Source organism: Actinoplanes sp. NPDC049265, from assembly GCF_043197135.1.
Lineage (GTDB): Bacteria > Actinomycetota > Actinomycetes > Mycobacteriales > Micromonosporaceae > Actinoplanes.
Genome location: NZ_JBICSP010000011.1, coordinates 188221 through 210001 on the forward strand (window position 1 = coordinate 188221; position 21781 = coordinate 210001).

The following is a 21781-nucleotide window of genomic DNA, read 5'->3' on the forward strand; positions in this document are numbered from 1 at the left end:
ACGTACGCACTCAGAGCACAGGCCGCTCGTCGGGGTAGCGACGGAGCAGGACGGTGGGGGCGGCCATGAGCAGAGCCGGCAGGAGGGTGAAACCGAGCAGGACGCCGAGGCGAGCGCCGTCCGGCTGCGGCGCCGCCTCGCCGGTCGACGAGGAGACGTAGCCGAAGAGCTGGAGGACCAGGGCGTACAGGCCGGGGCCGAGGGCCAGGCCGAGGGTCTCGCCGGCGGTCCAGACGCCGGTGAAGACGCCCGCCTGGCGACGGCCGGTGCGCTCGGTCTCGGCGGAGATGCAGTCGGGCAGCATCGCCATGGCGAACACCTGCTCGCCGGCGTAGCCGACGCCGACCACGGCGGTGATCAGGTAGAGGACCAGCGGCGGGGCGGCCGACGTGAACGCCAGCAGCAGGCTGCCCAGCGCGAACAGCAGGCTGGCCGCGATCAGGCCGCGCCGCTTGCCGAAACGGGCGCCGACCCGGGTCCAGAGGGGCATGACCAGCAGGGCGGGGCCGACGAAGGCGGCGAACAGGACGGTGGCGGCGCCCGGCCGGCCGATGATGTGGTCGGCGAAATATTGGACACCGGCCAGCATGGTGGCCGAGCCGGCGGCCTGGATCACGAAGCAGAGCAGCAGGACGCGGAACGGGCCACTGGCCGCGGTCACCCTGAGCTGGGTACGCAGGTTCGGCTCGGTCTGCTCGGGCGCTCGGGACCGGGCTCCGCGCGTACCCACGAAGACGCCCAGCGTGCCCACGACGATGAGCGCGCCGACGAACCCGCCCGACCACCGGTGGCCGGCGAGGCCACCGCCCGCCTGCTCGACGATCAGCGGGGCCAGCGCGCCGGAGATCAGGATGGCCACCGCCAGCACCGCGATCCGACCGGTCATCAGCCGGGTCCGGGCGGCGTAGCCGTCGGTCAGCTCGGCCGCCATGGCCAGGTACGGCACCTGGAAGAGCGCGAAGGCGGTGGCGGCGGCGAAAAAGGCGACGGCGACGTACGGGCCGGCCGCCGCCCGGGTGCCGAACGGGCCGGCGAAGATCAGCGCGAACAACACGCCGAGCACCAGGCCGGCGCCGAGCAGGAACGGGCGGCGGTCCCCGCGGCGGTCCGAGAGGCGGCCGGCGACCGGGTTGAACAGCACGTCCCAGGCTTTAGGCAGGAGTACGAGCAGACCGGCCAGGCCGGCCGCGACGCCCAGGGTGTTGGTCAGGTACGGCAGCAGGAGCAGACCGGGCACCGTCCCGAAGGCGCCCGTGACCAGGGAACCCAGCGCGTACCCGGCTCGCGTACGCAGCGGTACGTCCTCCGGGGGACGGACTCCGATCATGGACGCGCATGTTATCCATCGGGAACGTGCTGGGCCTACAGTTCGTTCGATGAGCACCCTTGGCCCGGTTGTTCCCGGTGTGGCCGCTGCCCATCCCGCGACCGCCGAGGTGGGGCTGCGCATCCTGCGGGACGGCGGCACGGCGGCCGACGCGGCGGTCGCGGCCGTACTGGCCTGTTGTGTCGCCGAGACCATCTACACCGGGCTGGGCGGCGGCGGGTTCGCCACCTACTTCGACGCGTCCACCGGGTCGGTCACCTGCCTCGACTTCTTCGTCTCGGTGCCGGGCACCGACGGCGACGTCACGGCCGGGCCGATGGTCAAGGTCGACGTGTTCTTCGGCGGAATGCCCCAGGTGTACGAGATCGGCGGGGCCAGCGTGGCCGTGCCGGGTGTGCCGGCGGGCTGCGGCGAGGTGCACCGGCGGTGGGGACGGCTGCCGTGGGCGTCGGTCGTGGCGCCGGCGTTGGCACTGGCCCGGGCCGGGGTGGTGCTGCCGGCGGCGCAGGCGCGGACGTTGATCGCGTGTGCGCCGGCTCTGGCGTACGGGGACGGGGCGGCCGTTTACGCCCCCGGCGGCCGGCTGCTGGAGGGCGGCGACCTGCTCGTCCATCCGGGGCTGGCGACGGCGCTGGAGGGACTGGCGGCGGAAGGGCCGGCGGCCTTCTACACCGGCGCTTTCGCGCAGACCATGATTGACGCGGTACGGGATGCCGGCGGCGCGCTCGGCCCGCGTGACCTGGCCTCCTACCGGGTCGAGGAGACTTCGGTCGACCACGCGACGCTGAACGGATACCGGGTGCGGGCCCGCCACGACCTCAGCCGCACCGTGGACACGATCGCGGCCCTGCCGCCCGAGATCACCCCGGTGGCCCTGGCCGCCGCGCTGCGTGACCAGGGCCGGCAGCGCATCGGTGACACCACCAACGTGTCGGTTGTGGACAGCGACGGCAACGCCTGCGTGATCACGACGACGATGGGGCTGGGCGCCGCGGTGTGGCTGCCCGGGCTGGGTGTCAACCTCAACTCGATGCTCGGCGAGGGCGAGCTGATCACCGCCGACCTGGCGCCGGGCCGGCGGATGTCGTCGAACATGTGCCCGCTGGTGGTGATCGACGGCCAGGGGCGGCTGATCGTGGCGGCCGGGTCGGCGGGCGCGTCCCGGATCCGCACCGCGCTCATCGGCACCCTGCTCGGGGTGCTGGTGGACGGGCTGGACGTGGCGGCCGCGGTGAACCGGCCCCGGTTCCACGTCGTCGGGGACACCGTGCAGGCCGAGCCCGGCGTACCCGCCGCCGACCTGGCCGCGCTGGCCGGCGCCGGGTGGGCGATCAATCAGTGGGCCGAGATGGACCACTACTTCGGCGGGGTGACCGCGGTCGGTGCCGGCGGCGCGGCCGGCGACCCGCGGCGCGGCGGCGTCGGTCTGCTGCTGGACGCCTGAACCGGCTGCACCTGGGGGTCTGGCGGGTCGCCTAACGGGGGAGCCAGGCGGCCCGGTTCATGTCGACGTGGTCGGTCCTGAACGGCACGCCCTCGGAGAGCAGGCGCTGACGGGCCTCCTGCTCGTGACCGGGGACCAGCCGCCCGGAACTGCTCACCACCCGGTGCCACGGGACCGCACCGCCGTGCTTGGCCATGATCGTGCCGACCTGGCGGGCCGAGTTGCGGCCCGAGCGGTCGGCCAGCACGTCGGCGATCGCCCCGTACGACATCACCCGGCCTTCGGGGATGCGTTCCACGAGGGTGAGGACCTCTTCGACGTACTCCTGCGGTGTCACCTGGGCCACCATATGGGATCTCGGCGCGGGCCGGACGCCTCGGGCGAGCAGAATGGGGCGTGTGCGCGAAGCGGTGACCGAGGCGCGCCGGATCGTGGTCAAGGTGGGGTCGTCCTCGCTGACCACGGCGTCCGGCGGGATCGACGACCAGCGCGTCGACGCCCTGGTCGACGTGCTCGGGGGGCTGGCCACCGGCGGGCGTGAGGTGGTGCTGGTGTCCAGTGGCGCCATCGCGGCCGGGCTGGCGCCGCTCAACCTTTCCCGGCGTCCGCGCGACCTGGCCACGCAGCAGGCCGCGGCCTCGGTGGGGCAAGGGCTGTTGATCGGGCGGTACGCGGCCGGCCTGGCCCGCCACGGGCTGACGGTCGGGCAGGTCCTGCTGACGGTGGACGACGTGACCCGCCGGGCGCATTACCGCAACGCCTATCGCACCCTGCGCAAGCTGCTCGATCTGGGCGCGCTGCCGATCGTCAACGAGAACGACACGGTGGCGACCGAGGAGATCCGGTTCGGCGACAACGACCGGCTGGCCGCGCTGGTGGCCGCGCTGGTGCAGGCTGATCTTCTGGTGCTTCTCTCCGATGTGGACGCGCTGTACACGGCTTCTCCCTCGTCGCCTTCCGCCCGTCGCATCCCGGTCGTGGCCGATGAGTCAGACTTGTCGGAAATTTCAGTAGGCGGCATCGGTAAGGCCGGGGTCGGTACCGGCGGCATGGTCACCAAGGTCGAGGCGGCGCGGATCGCCACCGGCTTCGGCATTCCGGTCGTGCTCACCTCGGCCGCCCTGGCCGGCCCGGCGGTCATCGGCCAAGAAGTCGGAACACTTTTCCGGGCCGCCGCGCGACGGCCGGCGGCCCGGCTGTTCTGGCTGGCGCACGCCACCGCGCCGCGCGGCCGGCTGCACCTCGACCCGGGCGCGGTCGCCGCGGTGGTGGCCCGGCGCAAATCGCTGCTGCCGGCCGGAATCACCGCGGTGGACGGCTCCTTCGCCGCCGGCGACCCCGTAGATTTGGTGGACGCCGGGTCCGGCGCGCCGGTCGCCCGGGGGCTGGTCAACTACGACGCCGTCGAGTTGCCCGCGCTGCTCGGCCGGTCCACGCCCGAGCTGGCCGCGGCGCTCGGGCCGGGCTACGAACGTGAGGTCGTCCACCGCGACGACCTCGTACTTCTCTGAAAGGTCTTGTGATGAGCACCGTGCAGCAGCAGGCGACGGACGCCCGGGTCGCCGCCATCGATCTCGCCGCCGCGACCCGCGCCGAGAAGGACGAGGCCCTGCTGCTGATGGCTGCCCGCCTGCGACTCCGCGCGGACGAGATCGTCGAGGCCAACAAGGTCGACATCGCCAACGCCCGCGAGGCCGGCCAGTCCGAGGCGATGATCGACCGGCTGGCGCTGACCGTCGACCGGGTCGGCGCCATGGCCGCCGGGCTCGAGCAGCTGGCCGCGCTCCCCGACCCGGTCGGCGACGTGGTCCGCGGCTCGACCCTGGCCAACGGGCTCGAGCTGCGGCAGGTGCGGGTGCCGTTCGGCGTGGTCGGGATCATCTACGAGGGCCGGCCCAACGTGACGGCCGACGCGGCGGGCATCTGCCTCAAGTCCGGCAACGCCGCCCTGCTGCGCGGCTCCGGCTCGGCGCTCAGCTCGAACGCCGCCATCGTCTCGGTGCTACGCAAGGCGGTCGCCGACGCGGGGCTGCCGGCCGACGCGGTCCAGCTGCTCGACGCGACCACCCGTGACTCGGTCAAGGAGCTGATGCGGGCGCGCGGGCTGGTCGACGTGCTGATCCCGCGGGGCGGCGCGTCGCTGATCCGGACGGTGGTCGAGGAGAGCACGGTTCCGGTGATCGAGACCGGGGTGGGCAACTGCCACGTGTACGTCGACGAAAACGCCGACCTCGAGAAGGCGCTCGCGGTCGCGGTGAACTCGAAGACGCAGCGGCTCTCCACCTGCAACACGGCCGAGTCGCTGCTGGTGCACGCCGCGATCGCCGACACGTTCCTGCCGCTGGTGCTGACGGAACTGATCGACCACGGTGTCACCGTCCACGGCGACGCCCGGGTCCAGCAGGTCTCGTCCGACGTGGTCCCGGCGACCGAGGAGGACTGGGGCAAGGAATATCTGTCGGCCGACATCGCGGTCGCGGTGGTCGATTCGATCGACGACGCGCTGGACCACATCCGGCACTACGGCTCCGGGCACACCGAGGCGATCGTCAGCGAGTCGGTGACCGCGACCAGGCGCTTCGCCGCCCGCGTCGACGCCGCCGCCGTCATGATCAACGCGTCGACCCGGTTCACCGACGGGGGCGAGTTCGGCTTCGGCGCCGAGATCGGCATCAGCACCCAGAAACTGCACGCCCGCGGTCCGATGGGCCTGCCCGAGCTGACCTCGACCAAGTACATCGTCACCGGCAACGGCCACAGCAGAGTTTGATGGTCGTCAGGGTTTGATGGTCGTCGCTTCGCTCCTCCGGGCATTTCGCCCCGGGGAGCTGATGACTTGGCCGCGAAAAGCACATCGCCGATGGCTCGTCCTTTTCGCGGCCAAGTCATCAGCGGGCGAAATGCGACCTGGTTGCGCCTGGACATGGTCGGGCTCGCACGTCGGAGTGGGAGCGAGGCGGCAGGCAAGAGTGAAGCGCGACCTAGCAGCAGGCGAGAGCGAAACGCGGCCTAACGGCAGGCTCGGATGGCTATCAGGGTGGTGTTGACGTCGAAGATGGGGCCCTCGTCGCTGTCCCAGCCGCCGTCCGTGCGCTGAGTTTCACCCAGGCGCTTGCGGGCGCTCCGCAGCAGCCAGTCGTCACCAAGGTTGAGCCGGCGCAGAGCCGCTGCCATCGCGGCCACGTCCGCCGCCGACATGTCACCGAGACGGTCCCCGAGCACCAGCTGCACCCGGGCCGACTCGTAGAAGAACTGCTCGCCGTGCAGCAGGCCGGCCAGATGCCAGCCCGCGGCCAGGAACGACGGCCATGTGCCGTCCGGCCGGATCAGCGACGACGCGAACTGGGCGGCCGCGGTCAGCGTTGACGCGTGCCGGGCCGGCGCCTCGAAATGCGGATGCTTCTCGACCTCGGCCACGGTCAACCAGAAACCGGCCACCGAGGTCAGATAGAGCGTCGCCTCCGGGTCGCCCGGCATCGCCCACTCCGGCGCCTCGTCGGCCAGCGACGGGTCTTCCTGCCAGGAACCGTCCTCACGCTGGGCACCGGCCAGCCAGCCCAGCGCCCGCTCGACCTCGGCGCCGTGCAGGCCACCGAGGTCGTCCAGCTCACTCAGCCGGAAACAGGTCGCGTCAACCGACGGAACGGTGCCGTCGCCCGACGCCGGCCAGCCGCCACTCGCGGTCTGACCGGCGGCGATGCGCTCGATGATGTGCGGCGGGGGCGGCGCGCCCGTACGCAGGAACGACAACCGGGCCCGCTCGACCGGATCCCCATGGGCGACCACATATCCGATCGCCGCATCGATGTCCACCACGCGAGTGACGCTACTGCTTCGACACTGTTTTTAATATGACGGAAGCGATGGGTCGACCGTGTTTACCCAGGACACCACGCCACCCTGCACGTGTACCGCGTCCTTGAAGCCGGCCGCTTTGAGGGCCGCGAGCGCCTCGGCACTGCGTACCCCCGACTTGCAGTGCAGCACGATCTGGCGGTCCTGCGGGAAGCGGGACAGGGCCTCACCCGAGAGGATCTCGCCCTTGGGGATCAGCGTCGACCCCGGGATGCGGACGATCTCGAACTCGGCCGGCTCGCGCACGTCGACCAGGAACACGTCCTTGCCCGAATCCTGCCAGTCCTTGAGCTCACGGGCCGTGATGGTCGAGTTGAGCGTCGCCTCCTGCGCCTCGTCCGAAACCGCGCCGCAGAAGTCCTCGTAGTCCTCGAGCAGCTCGGTCTGGGTGGCGTTGGGGCCGCAGAGCACGCAGTCCGGGTCCTTGCGGACCCTGATCTTGCGGTATTCCATCTCGAGGGCGTCGTACACCATCAGCTTGCCCACCAGCGGCTCGCCGATGCCGGTCAGCAGCTTGATCGCCTCGTTGACCTGGATCGACCCGATCGACGCGCACAGCACACCCAGGACGCCGCCCTCGGCGCAGCTCGGAACCATGCCGGGCGGCGGGGGCTCCGGGTAGAGGCAGCGGTAGCAGGGGCCGTGCTCGGCCCAGAAGACCGACGCCTGGCCGTCGAAGCGGTAGATCGAACCCCACACGTACGGCTTTCCGAGCAGCACGGCGGCGTCGTTGACCATGTAACGCGTGGCGAAGTTGTCGGTGCCGTCGACGATCAGGTCGTACCCGCCGAAGATCTCGAAGACGTTGTCACGGTCGAGTGACGTGTTGTGGATCACCACGTTGACCAGCGGGTTGACCTCGCGGATGCTGGCCGCGGCCGACTCCGCCTTGGGCCGGCCGACGTCCGAGACACCGTGGATGATCTGGCGCTGCAGGTTGGACTCGTCGACCGTGTCGAAGTCGATGATGCCGAGCGTGCCGACACCGGCCGCGGCGAGATAGAGCAGCGCGGGCGAACCGAGGCCACCGGCGCCGACGACGAGCACCTTGGCGTTCTTCAGGCGCTTCTGCCCATCCATCCCGACGTCCGGGATGATCAAGTGGCGCGAATAGCGGCGGATCTCATCGACCGAGAGATCGGCGGCGGGCTCGACGAGCGGGGGCAAGGACACTGTTCACTCCCCGGGTGGGCGGTTGAGGTGCACGGCCCATTGTTGCTCGTTCTTCGCCGGAAGGGGCATGACGTGGGCCACCGGCCCGACATGCGGGATGGGGAATAAGCTCAGGTGGTCGGGGGTCCGGCGTAACGCTTGCCGTCGATGTACGGCCAGGCGTTCGCGACACAGCCCTTGAGGCCGTACGTCTGCTGCTGCATCACCGGGGCCGCTCGGCCCGGGCCGGGGCAGGCCTCGTGGCCGTACCCCAGCTGATGTCCCACCTCGTGGTTGAGCGCGTAGGCCCGGTAGGTCTCGAGCGGCGCGTCGTAGTCGGGGACCGCATCCTGCCACCGCGCGTCGTTGACGATCACCTGGCCGGGCAGCCGGCAGGAGGTGAAACCGTCGGTCTTCAGACCACCCGCGTTACACATCCGCTGGGTGGTCTTCGACGAGGCCAGGTAGACGGTGAACTCGCTGGCCGCCCCCGCGGGCACCCGCTGGAGGCGAAACTGCCGACCGGCCGTCCAGCCGCGCTCGTCGCCGAGCGTGCGGTCGATCTCGTCGGCGAAGTCACCGCCGTTCCCCTGGCCGATGGTCTTCTCCACGCTCACCTTGAACCGGCGGAGAGTGCCGGACGTGCCCAGGACCGGGCCGTATCCGGCAACGAACGTGAACCCGGTCGCCGACGCGGCCCGGGTCGGCGCGGTGTTCGCGGTGTCGGCCGGAACCTGCGCCTCTTCCTGCTCCTGCGCGGTGGTCTTGGTCGCCCCCGCGGTCGTCGTCTGGGCTTTCGTCGCCCCCGGGGTGGTGACCTCCGGTTCACCGATCCCCGCGTTCACGGCCGGCTCACCCGTCGCGGCCGGCCGTCCGGCCACCTTCCGGCCGTCGTCACCCCGGACGAACTGCCCGATCAGCAGCACGATCACGGCCAGTAACACGAACGCGATCAGCGCGACCAGTCGGCGGCGCTGCAGAGCCTTGCGGGCGGCCGGCGTGAGCGGCTCCCGGCCGTAGCGGGTGCCCTTCGGCTCGGGCCCGGGCTCGGCCGGGGGCAGGATCACCGGTGCGCCCGGTGGCGCGAACCCGAAGCCCGGCACCGGATCGGGTTCCGGGACCGGCGTCTCCTCGCTCAGCGGGCGCAGGACCGCCGGCTCCTCGATGGAAGGGCGCAGGGTCGGGGTCACGATGCCGCCGCGGCGTTCGTCGGAGATGCGCGGGAGTTCGGCGGTGTCGGCCCTGAGCTCGGGCGGGGCGGCGGCCACTTCGGCGACGGGGCCGATGGGGTGGGGCTTTTCGGTGGGTACGCCGGCCGGCGGTGCCGCCTCGGGCACAGCCGGTACGACCTCGGCCTTTGGCGCCGGTTTTGTGGTGGTGCTCTTGGCCGGCGTGGGCTTGGCGGGGGCCGGCTTGGACGCGGCCGTCTTCGTGGCCGCGGTTGGCTTGGTCGCCGCCTTGCTGGGCGTGGTCTTGGCCGTCTTTGCCGGCGTGGCCTTCGTGGCCGTGGTCTTGCTGGGCGTTGTCGTGGTGGCCGCGGTCTTGGGCGGAGTCGCCTTGGTCGCGGTGGCCTTGTTGGGGGCGGCCTTGGTCGCCGTGGTCCTGCTGGGCGTGGTCTTGATCGCGGCGGTCTTGCTGGGCGTTGGCCTGGACCTGGTGGGTGTCGCCTTGGTCGCCGTCGTCTTGCTGGGTGTCGCTTTGGTCGCCGTCGTCTTGGTGGGCGTCGCCTTGGTCTGCGTCTTGGTGGGCGTCGTCTTGGTCTGCGTCGCCTTGGTCGCCGCCGCCTTGGCCGGGGTGGCCTTGGCCGGGGTGGCCTTGGCCGGTGCTGACTTGGCCGGTGCTGACTTGGCGGCGGTGGTGCCGCGGGCGCTCCGCGCGGTCGACGAAGGGGCCGGTCGGGCCGGTGTGGCCGCGGTCCTTCCGGTCCCGCGGGTGGCGGCGCGGCTGGCGGTCGACTTGTTGGCCGCCGCGCGGGACGTCCCCGAGCCCGAGCGCGCCGGCGGCGTACCCGTCGACTTGGCCCGGGCTGTGGTCCGGCGCTGGCTGCTCGACTCGCCGGTGGTGCTCCGGGCCGGGATGCTCGCCGTCGTCGAACGCCGGGAATTCGAGCTGGCGGCGGCCACGCGGGGCTTGCCGTCCTCGGGTTCGGACTCGTGGGTGGTCGCCGCTTCGGCCTGGTCCGCGCGGGTGGTCACGGCTTCGGCCTCGGTCTTGCCGCCGGGCAGCGCGACGAAGCGCCCGCCGATTCCCCGCGCGGGTCCCTGGCCGATCTTCTGTTCCGTGGCCGGTTGATCTTCCTTCGCCGGGGCCTTGTCGGCCGGGCCGTCGTCCGCACCGGGCTTGGCCGCCGGAACCGGCCCGGGACGACCGGCGGCGCCGGGCGTGGGCTTCGCGACCGGAGCCGGACGGCCGGTGGGACCCGGCGCAGGTCGGCTGCCGGCAACGGGCTTTGCGACCGGGCCCGGCCGGCCGGTGAGACCCGGCGCAGGGCGGCTGTCGGCGCCGGTGACGGGCTTGGGAGCCGGACGGCCGGTGAGACCCGGCCCGGGGCGGCTGTCGGCGCCGGTGACGGGCTTGGGAGCCGGACGGCCGGTGAGACCCGGCGCGGGGCGGCCGCGAGGGGCGGGGCGGGACGCTGGGCGGGCGGGGTCTGGAGTCGGGGCGGGGCTCTGGCCTCGTACCGGAGCAGGGGGCTGGTCGGCGCGCGCCGGTGGCGCGGCCGGAGCGAAACGGCCGTCGGGGCCGCGGGCCGGCTGAGGGCCGGGCGACGCGGCGGGAGGCCGGGCGGGGGAAGCACCCGGGGCCGGGCGGGCAACCGACCGGGGGGTGCGCCGGGAGAACGCCGTCTTGTGGTCCCCCATGGACAGATCCTCAGCGGCGGCCCGAGGGTCTGCGGAACCTTTTGTCGCCTTTGCCATAACATAAGCCAGAGTGCCACGACCTGGGGCGCTCGGCAGGCGTTTCCCGACTCCCCGTGCGAACCGCCCGATTCACCCACCGAAGGGGCAACCCGGGATCGGATCAAAGGCGGCGGCCGGCGTACGGGCGGTTGGCCCGCCTCGGCCACGCATACGGCACGCAGCCGTCCAGCGACAACGTCTGCTGGACCATCACGGGGGCGGCCGCACCCGGGGCGGGACAGGCCTGATGCCCCTCGCCCAGCTCGTGACCGACCTCGTGGTTGATCACATACTGCCGGTAGGTGGCCAGTGGCACCTTCGCCACCACGTACGGCGCCGCCGAGAGCCACCACCGGTCCAGGTTGATGATCACGCGGCCGGTAGTGCGGCAGGAGGTGTACGGGGTCCGGCCGGCCCGGATGTCGAGGCCGCCGGACGAGCACAGAGCGGCGGCCGTGTCCCGGGTGGCCAGGAAGATCGTGAAGTCCGCGGCCTCGGCGCCCCCGACGCGCTGCAGGCGCAGCTCACGGTTGCCGATCCAGCTGCGCGGGTCGCCCAGCGTCTTCTCCACGGCGGCGGCGAACGCCCGGACGTCCTCGGTGCCGCCGCGCTCGACCGCCACCCGGAAGCGGCGGACCGGCCCGGTGTAGCCGAGGACCCGGCCGCGGCCCGCCGCGTAGTCGAACTTGCCGCCGCCCCGGGTGGGCACCGGGCCGGCCATCCGGATCGGGTCGGTCCGGACGAAGCCCCGCGGAGCGGACGTGGGCCGCACAACCGGCGCGGACTCGGACAGGGCGGACGGCGGCACGGGCGGGGCGGCCGCGCGCTGGCGGATCAGACCGGCGATGGCCACCACGATCAGGACGATCAAGGGCACGGCCAGCACCCACCGGCGGTCCGGTGCGGCGTGGCGGCGGATGATGGTCATCGAATCAAGCCTCGCACAGAAGCCGATGACGCACCGGGTGGTTTCAGGCCGCGGACGAAGCCTCGCCCAGTGGCGCGGGAGTGCCCACGGCCAGTTCGTCGAGCAGGCCGACGACCGCCCGGGCGACCAGGCGCGGCACCTCCATCTGGGCCACGTGCCCGACTCGCGGCAGGATCAGCAGCCGGCTGTCGGGGACGACCCGAGCCACCTGGGCCGGCACCCGCGGGTCGATCAGCGTGTCGGACAGGCCGCCGACGACCAGGGTGGGCGCGCTGATCCGGGCGGCCAGCCGCCACTGCGAGCCGGCGCCGGGCAGGTACGCCCGCACGAAGCTGGAGACGAGGCCGCGCAGCGTACCCAGATAGGCCTTGGGGTAGTGCGCGACGGTGTGCCGCAGCCGGATCTCCTCGGTCGCCTCGGCCCGCCGCTGGGCGTGCACCCGGGTGACGTCGCCGAAGCACGCCGCCAGCACCTCGTCGACCATGGCCTCGACGCTCATCCGGGCCAGTCCGCGGGCGAAGAGACGGTCGGCCAGGGGCAGGGCGAGCAGCGGCAGGATCGGGCCGTGGGCGGTGCGGCGCGGGTCGAGGAACGGCATCGCCGGGGAGATCAGGGTCAGGGTGCGTACGAGGTCAGGCCGCAACGCCGCGACCCGGACCGAGATCGACCCGCCCAGCGAGTTGCCCATCAGGTGGACCGGGCCGCGCCCCTCGTGCTCGAGGTAGGCGACGAGCAGCTCGGCGAAGGCCGGGATGGAGTATCGCCGGGTCGGGTCGCTGTACCCGAACCCGGGCAGGTCGACCGCCTGACCGTCGAACCGGTCGCTGAGCAGCGCGGCCACGTCGGTGAAGTTTTGCGAGCTGCCGCCCAGGCCGTGCACGTAGACGGCCGGCTCGGCACCGGTCACGGTCGGCGCGGTGTCGCGGACATGCATCATCGCGCCGTTGATCACGACCTTGCGCGGCGGCCACGGCGGTGGCGGGACCGCGCCGTCCGGCAGCAGCGCGCTGTCGGCGGCCAGCTGAGCGCCCTTCATCGAGACAAGAGTGCCTCCAGCCGCCGGTTGGCGGCGGCCAATGTGGCGCGAACCATGGCGTGCCGTCCGTCGCTGCCGACCATCGCCGAGCCGGCCAGCTGCTCGACCCAGCCCCCGGCCGACATGAGGAGGACGACGACCGCGACCTGGGTGGAGCCGAACGGCACGGCCGCGGCGTGCTCGACGAAGCAGCGGGCCGGCCCCTCGGGGCGCCGGTCGTGGGCGACGAGCAGGTCGTTGATCGCCTCGGTGGTGGCCGTGGCGCAGAGCCGCAGCAGGTAGCCGTCGACCGACGGGCCGGTGGCCACGCCCTTGGCCGCGCGCCCGCCCATGACCAGCCGGACCTCGACCGACGCCTCGGTGCCGAAGGTGGTCACCTGAACGTTGTCGATCATCACGCGCGGCGCCGGCTCGTGTCCGATGTCGAGCGGCCCGGGCGCACCGGGCTCGGTCGGTTGCTCGCCCGGGTCGGCCATCTGCGGCATGGTCGGCATGCGGCGCAGGTCGGCGGCGGGCGCGGGGGCGCTGCCGGCGATCGGATCGGACGGGCCGGGCTGGCTGGGCACGAACGCGGCCGGCATCGGCGTGGTCGGCACCGACGCGGAGGCGATGGGCGGCGACAGCGGCTGGGGCACCGGCGGGAGCGGGCCGGTCGGGCCGTCGCCCTGCGGTGCCGCGTCCAGGCCCATCCGGTCCTGCAGGAGCCGGGCGACCTGGCGGCTGACCTCGGCCGGGTCGGCGCCCTCGGCCAGGTCGAGGCGGAGGCTGTTGGCGCCGGCCGGGGTGGTCCGCACCATCGCGTCACGGACGCCGGCCACCTCGCGGACCGCGGCCAGGATGTCGTCGACATCAAAGCCCTCTTCCCGCTCCTCGGGGTCGAGCAGGTCGTCGCGGCGCAGGTGGGTGGCGATCCGGGCCAGCTCGGGCGTCTCGGCCGAGGGCTCGACCAGGGCCGGGTCGGCCACGGTGGGCACGTCCGGTTTGGCCGGGACGCGCTGCGGGAGGGCGGCGGCAGCCTCCTCGGCGATGGGGGTCTGACTGGGGTACGCCCCGGACGACCCGTAGCCACCGCCGGACGCCGGTCTTGGCGCGGACGGCGCGTAACCACTGCCGGAGGCCGGTCGCGCGGCGGGCGGCCCGATGCCCGGTCCCGGCGGGGGCTCGTACGGGAGGCGGCGCGGGAAGGTCACCGGGTCGTAGGGCTGGCGGACCCGCGGACCCTCCGAGCCGGGGCCGGAATCGGACGGCGGCTGGATCTGGGGCAGTCCCGCGGCGGGGGTCGGGTCGAGGGCGTGCCGGGCCGGTTCGTTGCGGCGGCCGGGTGGGGGCGCCGGGCGTACCGAGGGGAACGTGGTCTGTTGGCCTTGGCCCGGCGGGCGGTAGGTGTCGTCGTCCAGGTCACCCTCGTAGGGGAACGGCGGGGCGCTGCTCGGCGTGGGCGCGTCGAGCATGGTGGCGGGGTGCGGGCGCTGTTCGTCGTCCCGCGGGCGGCCGGGCGCCGGTCGGCGGTCCTCGTCGTCCTGCAGGGTGTCGGGCCGGGACAGGTTGTTGAACCGGGCCGGCGCGGACGGCTCGTTGCCACGGGCGCCGGAGAAGTGTTTCAGCAGGTCGTCGTAGCGCCGGTTGCTGTCCGACCAGCGCGGGGCGGGGGATTCGGCCTCGGGCTGCTGGTCGGGGGCCGGGTCGGCCGGGTCGGCCGGGGCCGGCTGCGGCTCGGCGGGGGGCACACTGCGCTGCTGCTGCGGCGGGTGCGCGCCGGGAAATGGATGGATCTCGGCTCCCTGACTCTCGGCACCGGGAAAGGGGTGCACGTCGGCGGACGGCCGCTCCCCCGGCCGCTGCCGGGGGCCCGGCTGCCGGGTGAAGGGCCGGATCTCCTGCGCGGGCCGGCGCCAGCTGGGGACATCCTCGTCGGGCGCGTCGTCGTCCGGGCTCGCGCCGGACGACCACGGGCTGCGGGAACTAGCCCAGCCGTTCAACCGGGTGCGGTCACGCGACTCAGCGCCGCCGCCCCCTGTTGCTCCGGTGTCACCGGAATGCCCTGTTTCGTCCACCGCGCGCTCCTTGCTCGCCCCCGCTGAGGCTACCGTGTGGGGGCATCGGCGATAAGTTGCAGCGTCGCGACAATTGCCCGCCCGGGGGTTGAGACCCGGCCGGGTGGGCGATGAGCGGGGGAACCCTGGCTTGAAGAGGTTGGAGAGATCATGACCACTGCGTCCGGCGGCGCGCAGACCACGCGACCCACGCGTCTTCCCCGGTCAGCGCGGCGCAAGCAGCTTCTCGCCGCCGCGCAGCAGATCTTCGTGGCCCACGGCTACCACGCCGCCGCGATGGACGACATCGCGGAGCGGGCCGGCGTCTCCAAACCAGTGCTCTACCAGCACTTTCCCGGCAAGCTGGAGCTCTATCTGGCGCTGCTGGACACGCACTGCGACGCGATAATCGCCAAGGTGCAGGATGCGATGCGCGCCACACCCGACAACAAGGAACGGGTCCGCGGCGCCGTTCGTGCCTATTTCGATTTCGTCGACCACGAGAGTGAAGCCTTTCGGCTGGTCTTCGAGTCCGATCTACGAAACGACCCGCAGGTACGCGAGCGGGTGGAGCGGGTCGAGCAGGGCTGCATCGCCGCGGTGACCGAGACGATCATCTCGGACACCGGCGTCAGCGCCGCGCACGCCGCGCTGCTCGCGTCCGGTCTGGTCGGGGCGTCCGGGCAGAGCGCCCAGTGGTGGCTGGCGAACGGCCGGCCCACGCCCAAGGCCGAGGCGGAATCCCTGGTCACGTCGCTGATCTGGCGCGGCATAGCCAGCTTCCCGCTGCAGGGAGGGTCATCGGCCGGAACGGGCGAGGAAATCGGCTAGCCTTCATGCGGAACACCACTTCGTCAAGGAGGACCCCGTGGAGGTCAAGATCGGCGTGCAGTACGCGCCGCGTGAGCTGACGCTCGAGAGCGCTCAGACCCCGGCGGAGGTCGAGCAGGCGGTGTCCGAGGCGATCGCCAAGGACAGCCTGCTCACGCTCACCGATGAGAAGGGCCGCAAGGTCATCGTGCCGGTCGCCAAGATCGCGTACGTGGAGATCGCCGAGAGCAGCAACCGGCCCTTCGGCTTCACCACCCGCTGAACCAACCTCTCTCGTAACGACCGGACACCCCAGGGTCGACCCACGGGCCGCCCGTGGGGTGTCCGGTCGCTATATCACGCTCCCGAGCAGCCAGATCTCTGGGTCGGGTAGACTTCTGCTGTTGCCGCCGGCGTCGATCCCTTCAGACGTCCCGCCGCGACAGCGCGTGCGGCCCGCGACTTCGGTTCGCGTGTGGCCCGCGCCCTACCCATATCGCGCCCAGGAATTCGACGGGCGCACCACGAGAGGCACCCGTAGAACTAAATGAGCGATATCGAGAACACCGAGACAGAGCCGGCTCTGGTCCCCGTGCTCAACCGCGCGCCCGTCCGGGCCGACAGCCCCACCTTCGCCGAGCTCGGCGTCCGCGCCGAGACCGTCGAGGCGCTGGCCAAGGCCGGGATCACCCGCGCCTTCGCCATCCAGGAGTACGCCCTTCCGATCGCCCTGCGCGGCACCGACCTGATCGGGCAGGCGCCCACCGGCACCGGCAAGACGCTGGGCTTCGGCCTGCCCCTGCTGGAGCGGGTCACCGCCCCGTCCGAGGGCGCGGACGGCCAGCCCCAGGCGCTGATCGTCGTACCCACCCGTGAACTGGGCCTGCAGGTGGCCCGTGACCTGGCCGCGGCCGGGGCCACCCGCGGCGTGCGGGTGCTGCCGATCTACGGCGGCGTGGCCTACGAGCCGCAGGTCGACGCGCTCAAGAAGGGCATCGAGATCCTGGTCGGCACCCCCGGCCGCCTCCTCGACCTGGCCAAGCAGAAGACGCTGAACCTCAAGGGCATCAAGGCGCTCGTGCTCGACGAGGCCGACCGGATGCTCGACCTGGGCTTCCTCGAGGACGTCGAGAAGATCCTGGCCATGCTGCCCCAGCAACGGCAGACGATGCTGTTCTCGGCGACCATGCCCGACCCGATCGTGGCGCTGTCCCGGCGGTTCCTGACCCACCCGGTGACCATCCACGCCGGTCACACCGCCGACAGCGGCCCCAGCCCGCTGACCAAGCAGGTGGTGTACCGCACCCACCCGATGAACAAGCTGGAGATGGTCGCCCGCATCCTGCAGGCCAAGGACCGCGGCCTGACGATGATCTTCACCCGGACCAAGCGTGCCGCCGACCGGGTCGCCGAGGACCTCGACTTCCGGGGCTTCGCCGTCGCCGCCGTCCACGGTGACCTGGGCCAAGGCGCTCGCGAGCGGGCCCTGCGCGCCTTCCGCACCGGCAAGATCGACGTTCTCGTCGCCACCGACGTCGCCGCCCGCGGGCTCGACGTCTCTGGTGTGACACATGTCATCAACTACGACTGTCCCGAGGATCCCGACACGTACACCCACCGCATCGGCCGCACCGGCCGGGCCGGCGCCACCGGCGTCGCGGTGACCTTCGTGGACTGGGAGGACATGCCGCGGTGGGTGCTCATCGACAAGTCGATGGGGCTGAACATGCCGCAGCCGCCGGAGACCTACCACACGTCGCCGGCCCTCTACGCCGACCTGGACATCCCGACCGACATCTCGGGGACGCTGCCGACCGCGGGGCGCACCCGGGCCGGGTTGTCGGCCGAGGTCGAAGAAGATCTGGGCGGCGGACGCCGGCCACGCCGCGGCGAGACCGGCGGGCGTGGTGCCGGCCGTCGCGGGCGCCGCACCGGGCCTCCGGCTTCGGATTCGCCGGCTCCTTCGGAGTCGGCTGAGACCAGCGACCGGCCCAAGCGGCAGCGTCGCCGTCGCCGCCTCGAGGGTGATGAGCCGGTCGCCGCGCCGGTTTCCGGCGTGCCCGCGGCCGGCGCGGCGGTTTCCGACCGGCCGGCCACCGGCACCGCCGTTTCCGACCTGCCCGCGTCCGATGTGGTCGCTTCCGGCGGTCCCGCCTCGGACTCGGCCGGGGGCGAATCGGCTGAGGACGCGCCGGCCCGGCCGCGTCGCCGGCGCCGCCCCACGGCGACCGCGACGGACATGCTGTTCTCGGACGGATCCGAGGCGGCCAAGGTGGAGGAAGCCTTCGACGCCGCCGACGGGAGTGACGACGGCGAGGACGACGACGGCGACGACCGTCCGCGGCGGCGCCGGCGCCGGGGTGGGCGCGGCAACCGGGGTTCCGGGGCCGGGAGCGCCGCCACCGACATGCCGGGCGGGTCCGAGGCTGGGGTCGGTACGACCACCACCGAGGCCTGAGCAGATACTTTCGAGCGCCCGCCGGATGGATCCGGCGGGCGCTTTCGCGTCACGGCGGCGGGCGCTTTCCTGTGCCACGGGAGATGCGGCCGGGCGCTTTCGCGTGTCACGGCGGCGGGCGCTTTCGCGTGTCACGGCGGCGGGCATTTTTGCGTGTCACGGCGGCGGGCGCTTTCGTGTGCCACGGGAGATGCGGCGCCGGCGGCATTGGGGGGCACGGCGCGGGAGGCTGGGAGTTGACTGGCGTACCCGGCGGATCTGGAAGTTGATCTTTCAGTGGCGGGGCGGGATGCCCAGGGCGGAACAGGCTTCTTGGTACATGCGGACGGCCTCGGCGCGGACCTGGCGGCGCTCGGTCAGGCGGGCGCTGAACGGGATGCGGATCGGGACCTCGATGCCGCCGACCGCGGCCAGGAAATCCATGCCGTCGGCGTCCATACCGGACATCCGGGCCGCTGTCGCGTTGTCCGCGCCGCCGAGGCCGCGCACGATCAGCACGTTGTCGTCGGCGTGGTCGCCGTTCATGTGGTGGGCGATCTGCTCCACCACCTCGGGCGGGAACGGGTCGGTCACGTCCAGCGCTCCTTGAGCTCGGCCAGCACGGCGATATTGTGGCGGTACGCCTCCGGCACCTCGGCCAGGAACTCCTGCTCGTCGGCCGGCGGCCAGGAAATCGCGTCGAGCATGTCGCGGTAGCGGCCGCGGAAGGCCGGCGGCCGGATCCCGTCGAAGACGAAGAAGCGGTGGCCGTCGCCGTTCAGGCCGTACGACCGGGCGATGGCCGGGCCGAGGTACTGGCCGCCGGAGAGGTCGCCGAGGTAGCGGGTGTAGTGGTGGGCGATGAAGGCCGGCGCCCGGTCGAACGCGACCGCGCGCAGCCGGGCGGTGTAGGCGCGGGTGGCCGGCAGCGCCTCGATCCGGTCGGGCCAGCCAGGGCCGAGCAGGAACGCCAGGTCGGCGGTCAGCGCGGGCTCGCGGCGCAGCTCGGGCAGCACGAACGTGCCGGCCACCGGGTCGCTGAGCTGGGCGATCGCGGCCGCTTCGAGGTCGCGGTAGATGAAGTAGTGCTGCGCGGCGAGATCGGCGTACGCCTCGCGGGGCAGCCGCCCGTCGGCCAGCCGGTCGAGGAAGCCACTCCCCATGGCGGCGTCGTGGTCGGCCCGGGTGCCCGAACGGAGCCGGACGGACAGGCGCTCCGCCTCCGGAGGATCAGCGACTGACATCCGGCAACCCCTCACTCGCGATCGGTAAGTTAGGACAGCCTAACTGGATTTCCCGATCTGTCGAGCGGGGCACAATTGACGGATGCCCCAGCCCTTGGACACCGTCCTCGCCGAAGTACGCGGCCTGCTGCTCGACCCGGCCCTGACCCGCGCGGTGGCGGCCGGCAAGAGGCGCGGTCAGGAGCCTTCGGTACGCCGGGCCGAGCTGCGCCCCGTGTCGCTCAAGGGCGGGACGAAGCTGCAGATCGTCACCGACGACGGCGCCCGCCCGTTCACCCGCAACGTGTCACCGGGCGCCGAGGCGGCCGCCGCGGTCGACGAGCTGCTGGCCGAGCCGTTCGGCAACTGGCATGTGGAGACGACGGCGGCGACCGTGCAGGTCCGGGTCACAAAGAAGGGCGACGCCCAGATCCACCGGGCGGCGGCGACTCCCCGGGGCGATTCGCCGTCGCGCGACCACGACCGGGCGAAGCAGTGGCTGCTCGATCCGGGCGACCCGCTCTTTCAGGTGCTGGGCGCCAGCGCCGCGAAACGCCGCCAGGTCGACGCCTTCCTGCGTGCGCTGGCCGCGACGCTGCCGGCTTCCCCGCCGTCCCCTCTGCACGTGGTCGACCTGGGCTGCGGCAATGCCTATCTGACCTTCGCGGCCTATCGTTATCTGGCCGATCGGGGCGGTCAGGTCAAGGTCGTGGGGGTCGACGTCCGCGAGGATCAGCGGGTACGCAACACCGCCCTGGCCGAGTCGCTGGGCTGCGCCGATGACGTGACGTTCGTCGCCGGCACGATCGAGGACGCCGCCGTGGACGTCCGGCCCGACCTGGTGCTCGCCCTGCACGCTTGTGACACGGCCACCGACCAGGCGCTGGCCCGCGCGGTCGGCTGGAACGCGCAGTGGGTGCTGGCCGCCCCGTGCTGCCACCACGACATCGCCGCGCAGCTCAAGGCCCAGCCCGCCCCCGACCCGTACGCCGAGCTGACCCGCCACCCGATCCTGCGCGAACGCTTCGCCGACGTGCTGACCGACACGCTGCGCGCGGCCCTGCTCCGCGCCGAGGGCTACAAGGTGGACGTGGTCGAGTTCGTCGACTCCGCCCACACCCCGCGCAACCTGCTGCTACGCGCCCGCCACACCGGCGCGGCCGGCTCCCGCGCCGAGTACGACGCCCTGACCGGCCAATGGGGCGTCAAGCCGGCCCTGGCCAAACTGCTCGGCTGACCTTCCGCCGCGCCCAGGCGGCGGCCCTGCACTGCGCCGCCGCCCGCCGCCCGCCGTCTGGCCGCCGCCCGCTGCCTGCCTACTGCCCGCCTGCCGGCCGCCGCCCGTCCGCTGCTGCCCGCTGCGCGCCGCTCAGGTGATCTCGCTGGTCCAGGCGGCCGTGTGCACCTTGCCGGCGACCTGGAAGTCGAAGAACATCCGGTAGCGGCCCGGCCCCGGCGCGGCCAGCCAGAACTTGACCTTCCCGTCGGCCAGGGCCGGCTCCGGGTGGACGTGCACGTAGCCGAGATCGCCCTCGCGCATCACGACCAGGTGGCCGAAGGCGCCCAGATATGGTTCCAGGGTGGCCTGTCGCCCCTGCGCGATCACGGTCATGAGCAGCGGCTGGGTGACCCCGATCCGCGGACGTCCCTCGTACGCCACCTGGAAGTCCCCGGTCACCGCCTGCTGGACCGGCGCGGGCAGAGCGACCGGTCGGTAGTCCCCCGGCACGGTCAGATCGGCACCGAGCGTGACCGGCACCTGTTGCCCGCCGACGATCGCGGTGAAATCGGCGATCGCCCGGTAGCTGCCCGGCTGCGCCAGCGCGAGCGGGATGCTCCAGGTGCCGTCCGGGGCCATCGCCGGGTGCAGGTGCTGGAAGCCGGACAGGTCGCGCCGGATCACGACCAGGTGCAGCGGCTTGTCGTGCACCACCGCGAACGTGGTCACCGGCGCGTTCCCAGCACCGTGGATCGCGAACTGGAACGTCTGCTGCCGCCCGGCCGTGAACGTCGCCGCCTTCGGCGCCAGGGTCAGTCCGGCGCTGGTCAGACTGAGGCCGCCGACCTCGGAGCCGCCTCCCGTGGTGGCGCCGGCGGGCGTCACCGAGCCGTCCGCGTTGTGGACGTGCGGCGCCTGACCGGAGTCGTCATGTGTCGGCGCTCCCGGTGCGCCGCCGACCGATGCGCCCCCGGCTGGTCCGCCGCCGTGGTTGTGGCCGTCTCCGGCCGGCTCGGCCGCGGGCGCCGATCGGTCGCCGGAACCGGCCGGCGACTCGTTGAGCCGCCCGATGCCGTACCCGGCGAACAGCACCACGATCAACACCGCGCCGAAAACCGCCAGCTTGAACGCCGCGCTCTGCTCCCGGGCCGGCGGTTTGTTCAGGACGCTGGTGTCCTCAGACATCGGCGAGCTCGTAGCCGGCCTCGTCCACCGCGGCCCGGACCGCGCCCTCGTCCAGGGGCCGCTCGCTGGTCACGGTGACCACGCCGGTGCCGAGGTCGACCTTGACGTCGTCGACGCCGTCGAGCGAGCCCAACTCGCCGCTCACCGCGCTGACGCAGTGCTCGCAGGTCATTCCGGTGACGGTGTAGTTGCTGGTGACGGGCATATTGTAGGTCCTCCGGTTCAGCTCTTG

At 72.7% G+C, this 21781-nt stretch carries 19 protein-coding genes; 7 read left to right on the forward strand and 12 right to left on the reverse strand.

The window, feature by feature from the left end; all coding sequences use genetic code 11:
- Positions 1 to 10 precede the first annotated feature (10 nt).
- Positions 11 to 1327 (reverse strand): MFS transporter, encoded by a 1317-nt coding sequence (locus ACGFIO_RS25790; protein ID WP_392829325.1) that lies wholly within the window; start codon positions 1325 to 1327, stop codon positions 11 to 13.
- Between the two features lie 49 nt (positions 1328 to 1376).
- Here ACGFIO_RS25790 and ACGFIO_RS25795 point away from each other — a divergent pair, with 49 nt between their 5' ends.
- Entirely contained in the window at positions 1377 to 2771 is a 1395-nt protein-coding gene (locus ACGFIO_RS25795; RefSeq protein WP_392829327.1) for a gamma-glutamyltransferase, read from the forward strand.
- Between the two features lie 31 nt (positions 2772 to 2802).
- Here ACGFIO_RS25795 and ACGFIO_RS25800 read toward each other — a convergent pair whose 3' ends face one another.
- On the reverse strand, positions 2803 to 3108 hold the full coding sequence (locus ACGFIO_RS25800; RefSeq protein WP_392829328.1) for an MGMT family protein: 306 nt from the start codon (positions 3106 to 3108) through the stop codon (positions 2803 to 2805).
- 61 nt (positions 3109 to 3169) lie between these two features.
- Here ACGFIO_RS25800 and proB point away from each other — a divergent pair, with 61 nt between their 5' ends.
- Positions 3170 to 4282 carry a glutamate 5-kinase gene (proB, locus tag ACGFIO_RS25805; protein ID WP_392829329.1) on the forward strand — a complete coding sequence of 371 codons (1113 nt, stop codon included), beginning with the start codon at positions 3170 to 3172 and terminating at the stop codon, positions 4280 to 4282.
- Between the two features lie 11 nt (positions 4283 to 4293).
- The gene (locus ACGFIO_RS25810) at positions 4294 to 5541 is read left to right on the forward strand and encodes a glutamate-5-semialdehyde dehydrogenase (protein WP_392829330.1); all 1248 of its coding nucleotides are present in this window, start codon (positions 4294 to 4296) and stop codon (positions 5539 to 5541) included.
- Positions 5542 to 5780: 239 nt separating this feature from the next.
- Here the strand turns inward: ACGFIO_RS25810 and ACGFIO_RS25815 are convergent, their stop codons facing one another.
- From ACGFIO_RS25815 to ACGFIO_RS25840, 6 genes are all read right to left on the reverse strand, one after another.
- Complete coding sequence (locus ACGFIO_RS25815; protein WP_392829332.1) at positions 5781 to 6587, reverse strand: prenyltransferase/squalene oxidase repeat-containing protein; 807 nt, start codon at positions 6585 to 6587, stop codon at positions 5781 to 5783.
- 30 nt (positions 6588 to 6617) lie between these two features.
- Positions 6618 to 7799 carry an adenylyltransferase/sulfurtransferase MoeZ gene (moeZ, locus tag ACGFIO_RS25820; protein ID WP_392829334.1) on the reverse strand — a complete coding sequence of 394 codons (1182 nt, stop codon included), beginning with the start codon at positions 7797 to 7799 and terminating at the stop codon, positions 6618 to 6620.
- Between the two features lie 110 nt (positions 7800 to 7909).
- Positions 7910 to 9973 (reverse strand): DUF3152 domain-containing protein, encoded by a 2064-nt coding sequence (locus ACGFIO_RS25825; RefSeq protein WP_392829336.1) that lies wholly within the window; start codon positions 9971 to 9973, stop codon positions 7910 to 7912.
- Positions 9974 to 10799: 826 nt separating this feature from the next.
- Positions 10800 to 11606: a DUF3152 domain-containing protein gene (locus tag ACGFIO_RS25830; RefSeq protein ID WP_392829338.1), complete on the reverse strand. Its 807-nt coding sequence runs from the start codon at positions 11604 to 11606 to the stop codon at positions 10800 to 10802.
- Between the two features lie 43 nt (positions 11607 to 11649).
- Complete coding sequence (locus ACGFIO_RS25835; protein ID WP_392829340.1) at positions 11650 to 12642, reverse strand: alpha/beta fold hydrolase; 993 nt, start codon at positions 12640 to 12642, stop codon at positions 11650 to 11652.
- A complete protein-coding gene (locus tag ACGFIO_RS25840) occupies positions 12639 to 14696 on the reverse strand; it encodes a Daple (protein ID WP_392829342.1) in 2058 nt (685 codons plus the stop codon). Before ACGFIO_RS25840 ends, ACGFIO_RS25835 begins: the two co-directional genes overlap by 4 nt.
- A 150-nt stretch (positions 14697 to 14846) precedes the next feature.
- Here ACGFIO_RS25840 and ACGFIO_RS25845 point away from each other — a divergent pair, with 150 nt between their 5' ends.
- The 3 genes from ACGFIO_RS25845 to ACGFIO_RS25855 all read left to right on the forward strand — a co-directional run bounded on the left by ACGFIO_RS25845 (position 14847) and on the right by ACGFIO_RS25855 (position 17943).
- Complete coding sequence (locus ACGFIO_RS25845) at positions 14847 to 15506, forward strand: TetR/AcrR family transcriptional regulator (RefSeq protein ID WP_392829344.1); 660 nt, start codon at positions 14847 to 14849, stop codon at positions 15504 to 15506.
- A gap of 37 nt (positions 15507 to 15543) precedes the next feature.
- Entirely contained in the window at positions 15544 to 15768 is a 225-nt protein-coding gene (locus tag ACGFIO_RS25850; RefSeq protein ID WP_392829345.1) for a DUF3107 domain-containing protein, read from the forward strand.
- 264 nt (positions 15769 to 16032) lie between these two features.
- Positions 16033 to 17943 (forward strand): DEAD/DEAH box helicase, encoded by a 1911-nt coding sequence (locus tag ACGFIO_RS25855; protein WP_392829347.1) that lies wholly within the window; start codon positions 16033 to 16035, stop codon positions 17941 to 17943.
- A 273-nt stretch (positions 17944 to 18216) separates the two neighbouring features.
- Here the strand turns inward: ACGFIO_RS25855 and ACGFIO_RS25860 are convergent, their stop codons facing one another.
- Together ACGFIO_RS25860 and ACGFIO_RS25865 are read right to left on the reverse strand one after the other, a co-directional pair.
- Positions 18217 to 18516: a DUF2470 domain-containing protein gene (locus tag ACGFIO_RS25860; RefSeq protein ID WP_392829349.1), complete on the reverse strand. Its 300-nt coding sequence runs from the start codon at positions 18514 to 18516 to the stop codon at positions 18217 to 18219.
- On the reverse strand, positions 18513 to 19166 hold the full coding sequence (locus ACGFIO_RS25865; RefSeq protein WP_392829351.1) for a heme oxygenase (biliverdin-producing): 654 nt from the start codon (positions 19164 to 19166) through the stop codon (positions 18513 to 18515). The genes ACGFIO_RS25860 and ACGFIO_RS25865 overlap by 4 nt, the downstream gene beginning before the upstream one ends.
- Before the next feature lie 82 nt (positions 19167 to 19248).
- Here ACGFIO_RS25865 and ACGFIO_RS25870 point away from each other — a divergent pair, with 82 nt between their 5' ends.
- Entirely contained in the window at positions 19249 to 20382 is a 1134-nt protein-coding gene (locus ACGFIO_RS25870; RefSeq protein WP_392829353.1) for a class I SAM-dependent methyltransferase, read from the forward strand.
- A gap of 132 nt (positions 20383 to 20514) precedes the next feature.
- Here ACGFIO_RS25870 and ACGFIO_RS25875 read toward each other — a convergent pair whose 3' ends face one another.
- Positions 20515 to 21549 (reverse strand): hypothetical protein, encoded by a 1035-nt coding sequence (locus ACGFIO_RS25875; protein WP_392829355.1) that lies wholly within the window; start codon positions 21547 to 21549, stop codon positions 20515 to 20517.
- Positions 21542 to 21754 carry a heavy-metal-associated domain-containing protein gene (locus tag ACGFIO_RS25880; protein WP_392829357.1) on the reverse strand — a complete coding sequence of 71 codons (213 nt, stop codon included), beginning with the start codon at positions 21752 to 21754 and terminating at the stop codon, positions 21542 to 21544. Before ACGFIO_RS25880 ends, ACGFIO_RS25875 begins: the two co-directional genes overlap by 8 nt.
- Positions 21755 to 21781 lie beyond the last annotated feature (27 nt).

What these genes read in the sequence shown, in the direction of transcription:
- ACGFIO_RS25855 (WP_392829347.1), top strand. Translation starts at nt 16,033, where the DNA reads ATGAGCGATATCGAGAACACCGAGACAGAGCCGGCTCTGGTCCCCGTG.
- ACGFIO_RS25810 (WP_392829330.1), top strand. Translation starts at nt 4,294, where the DNA reads ATGAGCACCGTGCAGCAGCAGGCGACGGACGCCCGGGTCGCCGCCATC.
- ACGFIO_RS25845 (WP_392829344.1), top strand. Translation starts at nt 14,847, where the DNA reads ATGACCACTGCGTCCGGCGGCGCGCAGACCACGCGACCCACGCGTCTT.
- ACGFIO_RS25875 (WP_392829355.1), bottom strand. Translation starts at nt 21,549, where the DNA reads ATGTCTGAGGACACCAGCGTCCTGAACAAACCGCCGGCCCGGGAGCAG.
- ACGFIO_RS25880 (WP_392829357.1), bottom strand. Translation starts at nt 21,754, where the DNA reads ATGCCCGTCACCAGCAACTACACCGTCACCGGAATGACCTGCGAGCAC.
- ACGFIO_RS25865 (WP_392829351.1), bottom strand. Translation starts at nt 19,166, where the DNA reads ATGTCAGTCGCTGATCCTCCGGAGGCGGAGCGCCTGTCCGTCCGGCTC.
- ACGFIO_RS25795 (WP_392829327.1), top strand. Translation starts at nt 1,377, where the DNA reads ATGAGCACCCTTGGCCCGGTTGTTCCCGGTGTGGCCGCTGCCCATCCC.
- ACGFIO_RS25870 (WP_392829353.1), top strand. Translation starts at nt 19,249, where the DNA reads ATGCCCCAGCCCTTGGACACCGTCCTCGCCGAAGTACGCGGCCTGCTG.
- ACGFIO_RS25790 (WP_392829325.1), bottom strand. Translation starts at nt 1,327, where the DNA reads ATGATCGGAGTCCGTCCCCCGGAGGACGTACCGCTGCGTACGCGAGCC.
- ACGFIO_RS25835 (WP_392829340.1), bottom strand. Translation starts at nt 12,642, where the DNA reads ATGAAGGGCGCTCAGCTGGCCGCCGACAGCGCGCTGCTGCCGGACGGC.
- ACGFIO_RS25830 (WP_392829338.1), bottom strand. Translation starts at nt 11,606, where the DNA reads ATGACCATCATCCGCCGCCACGCCGCACCGGACCGCCGGTGGGTGCTG.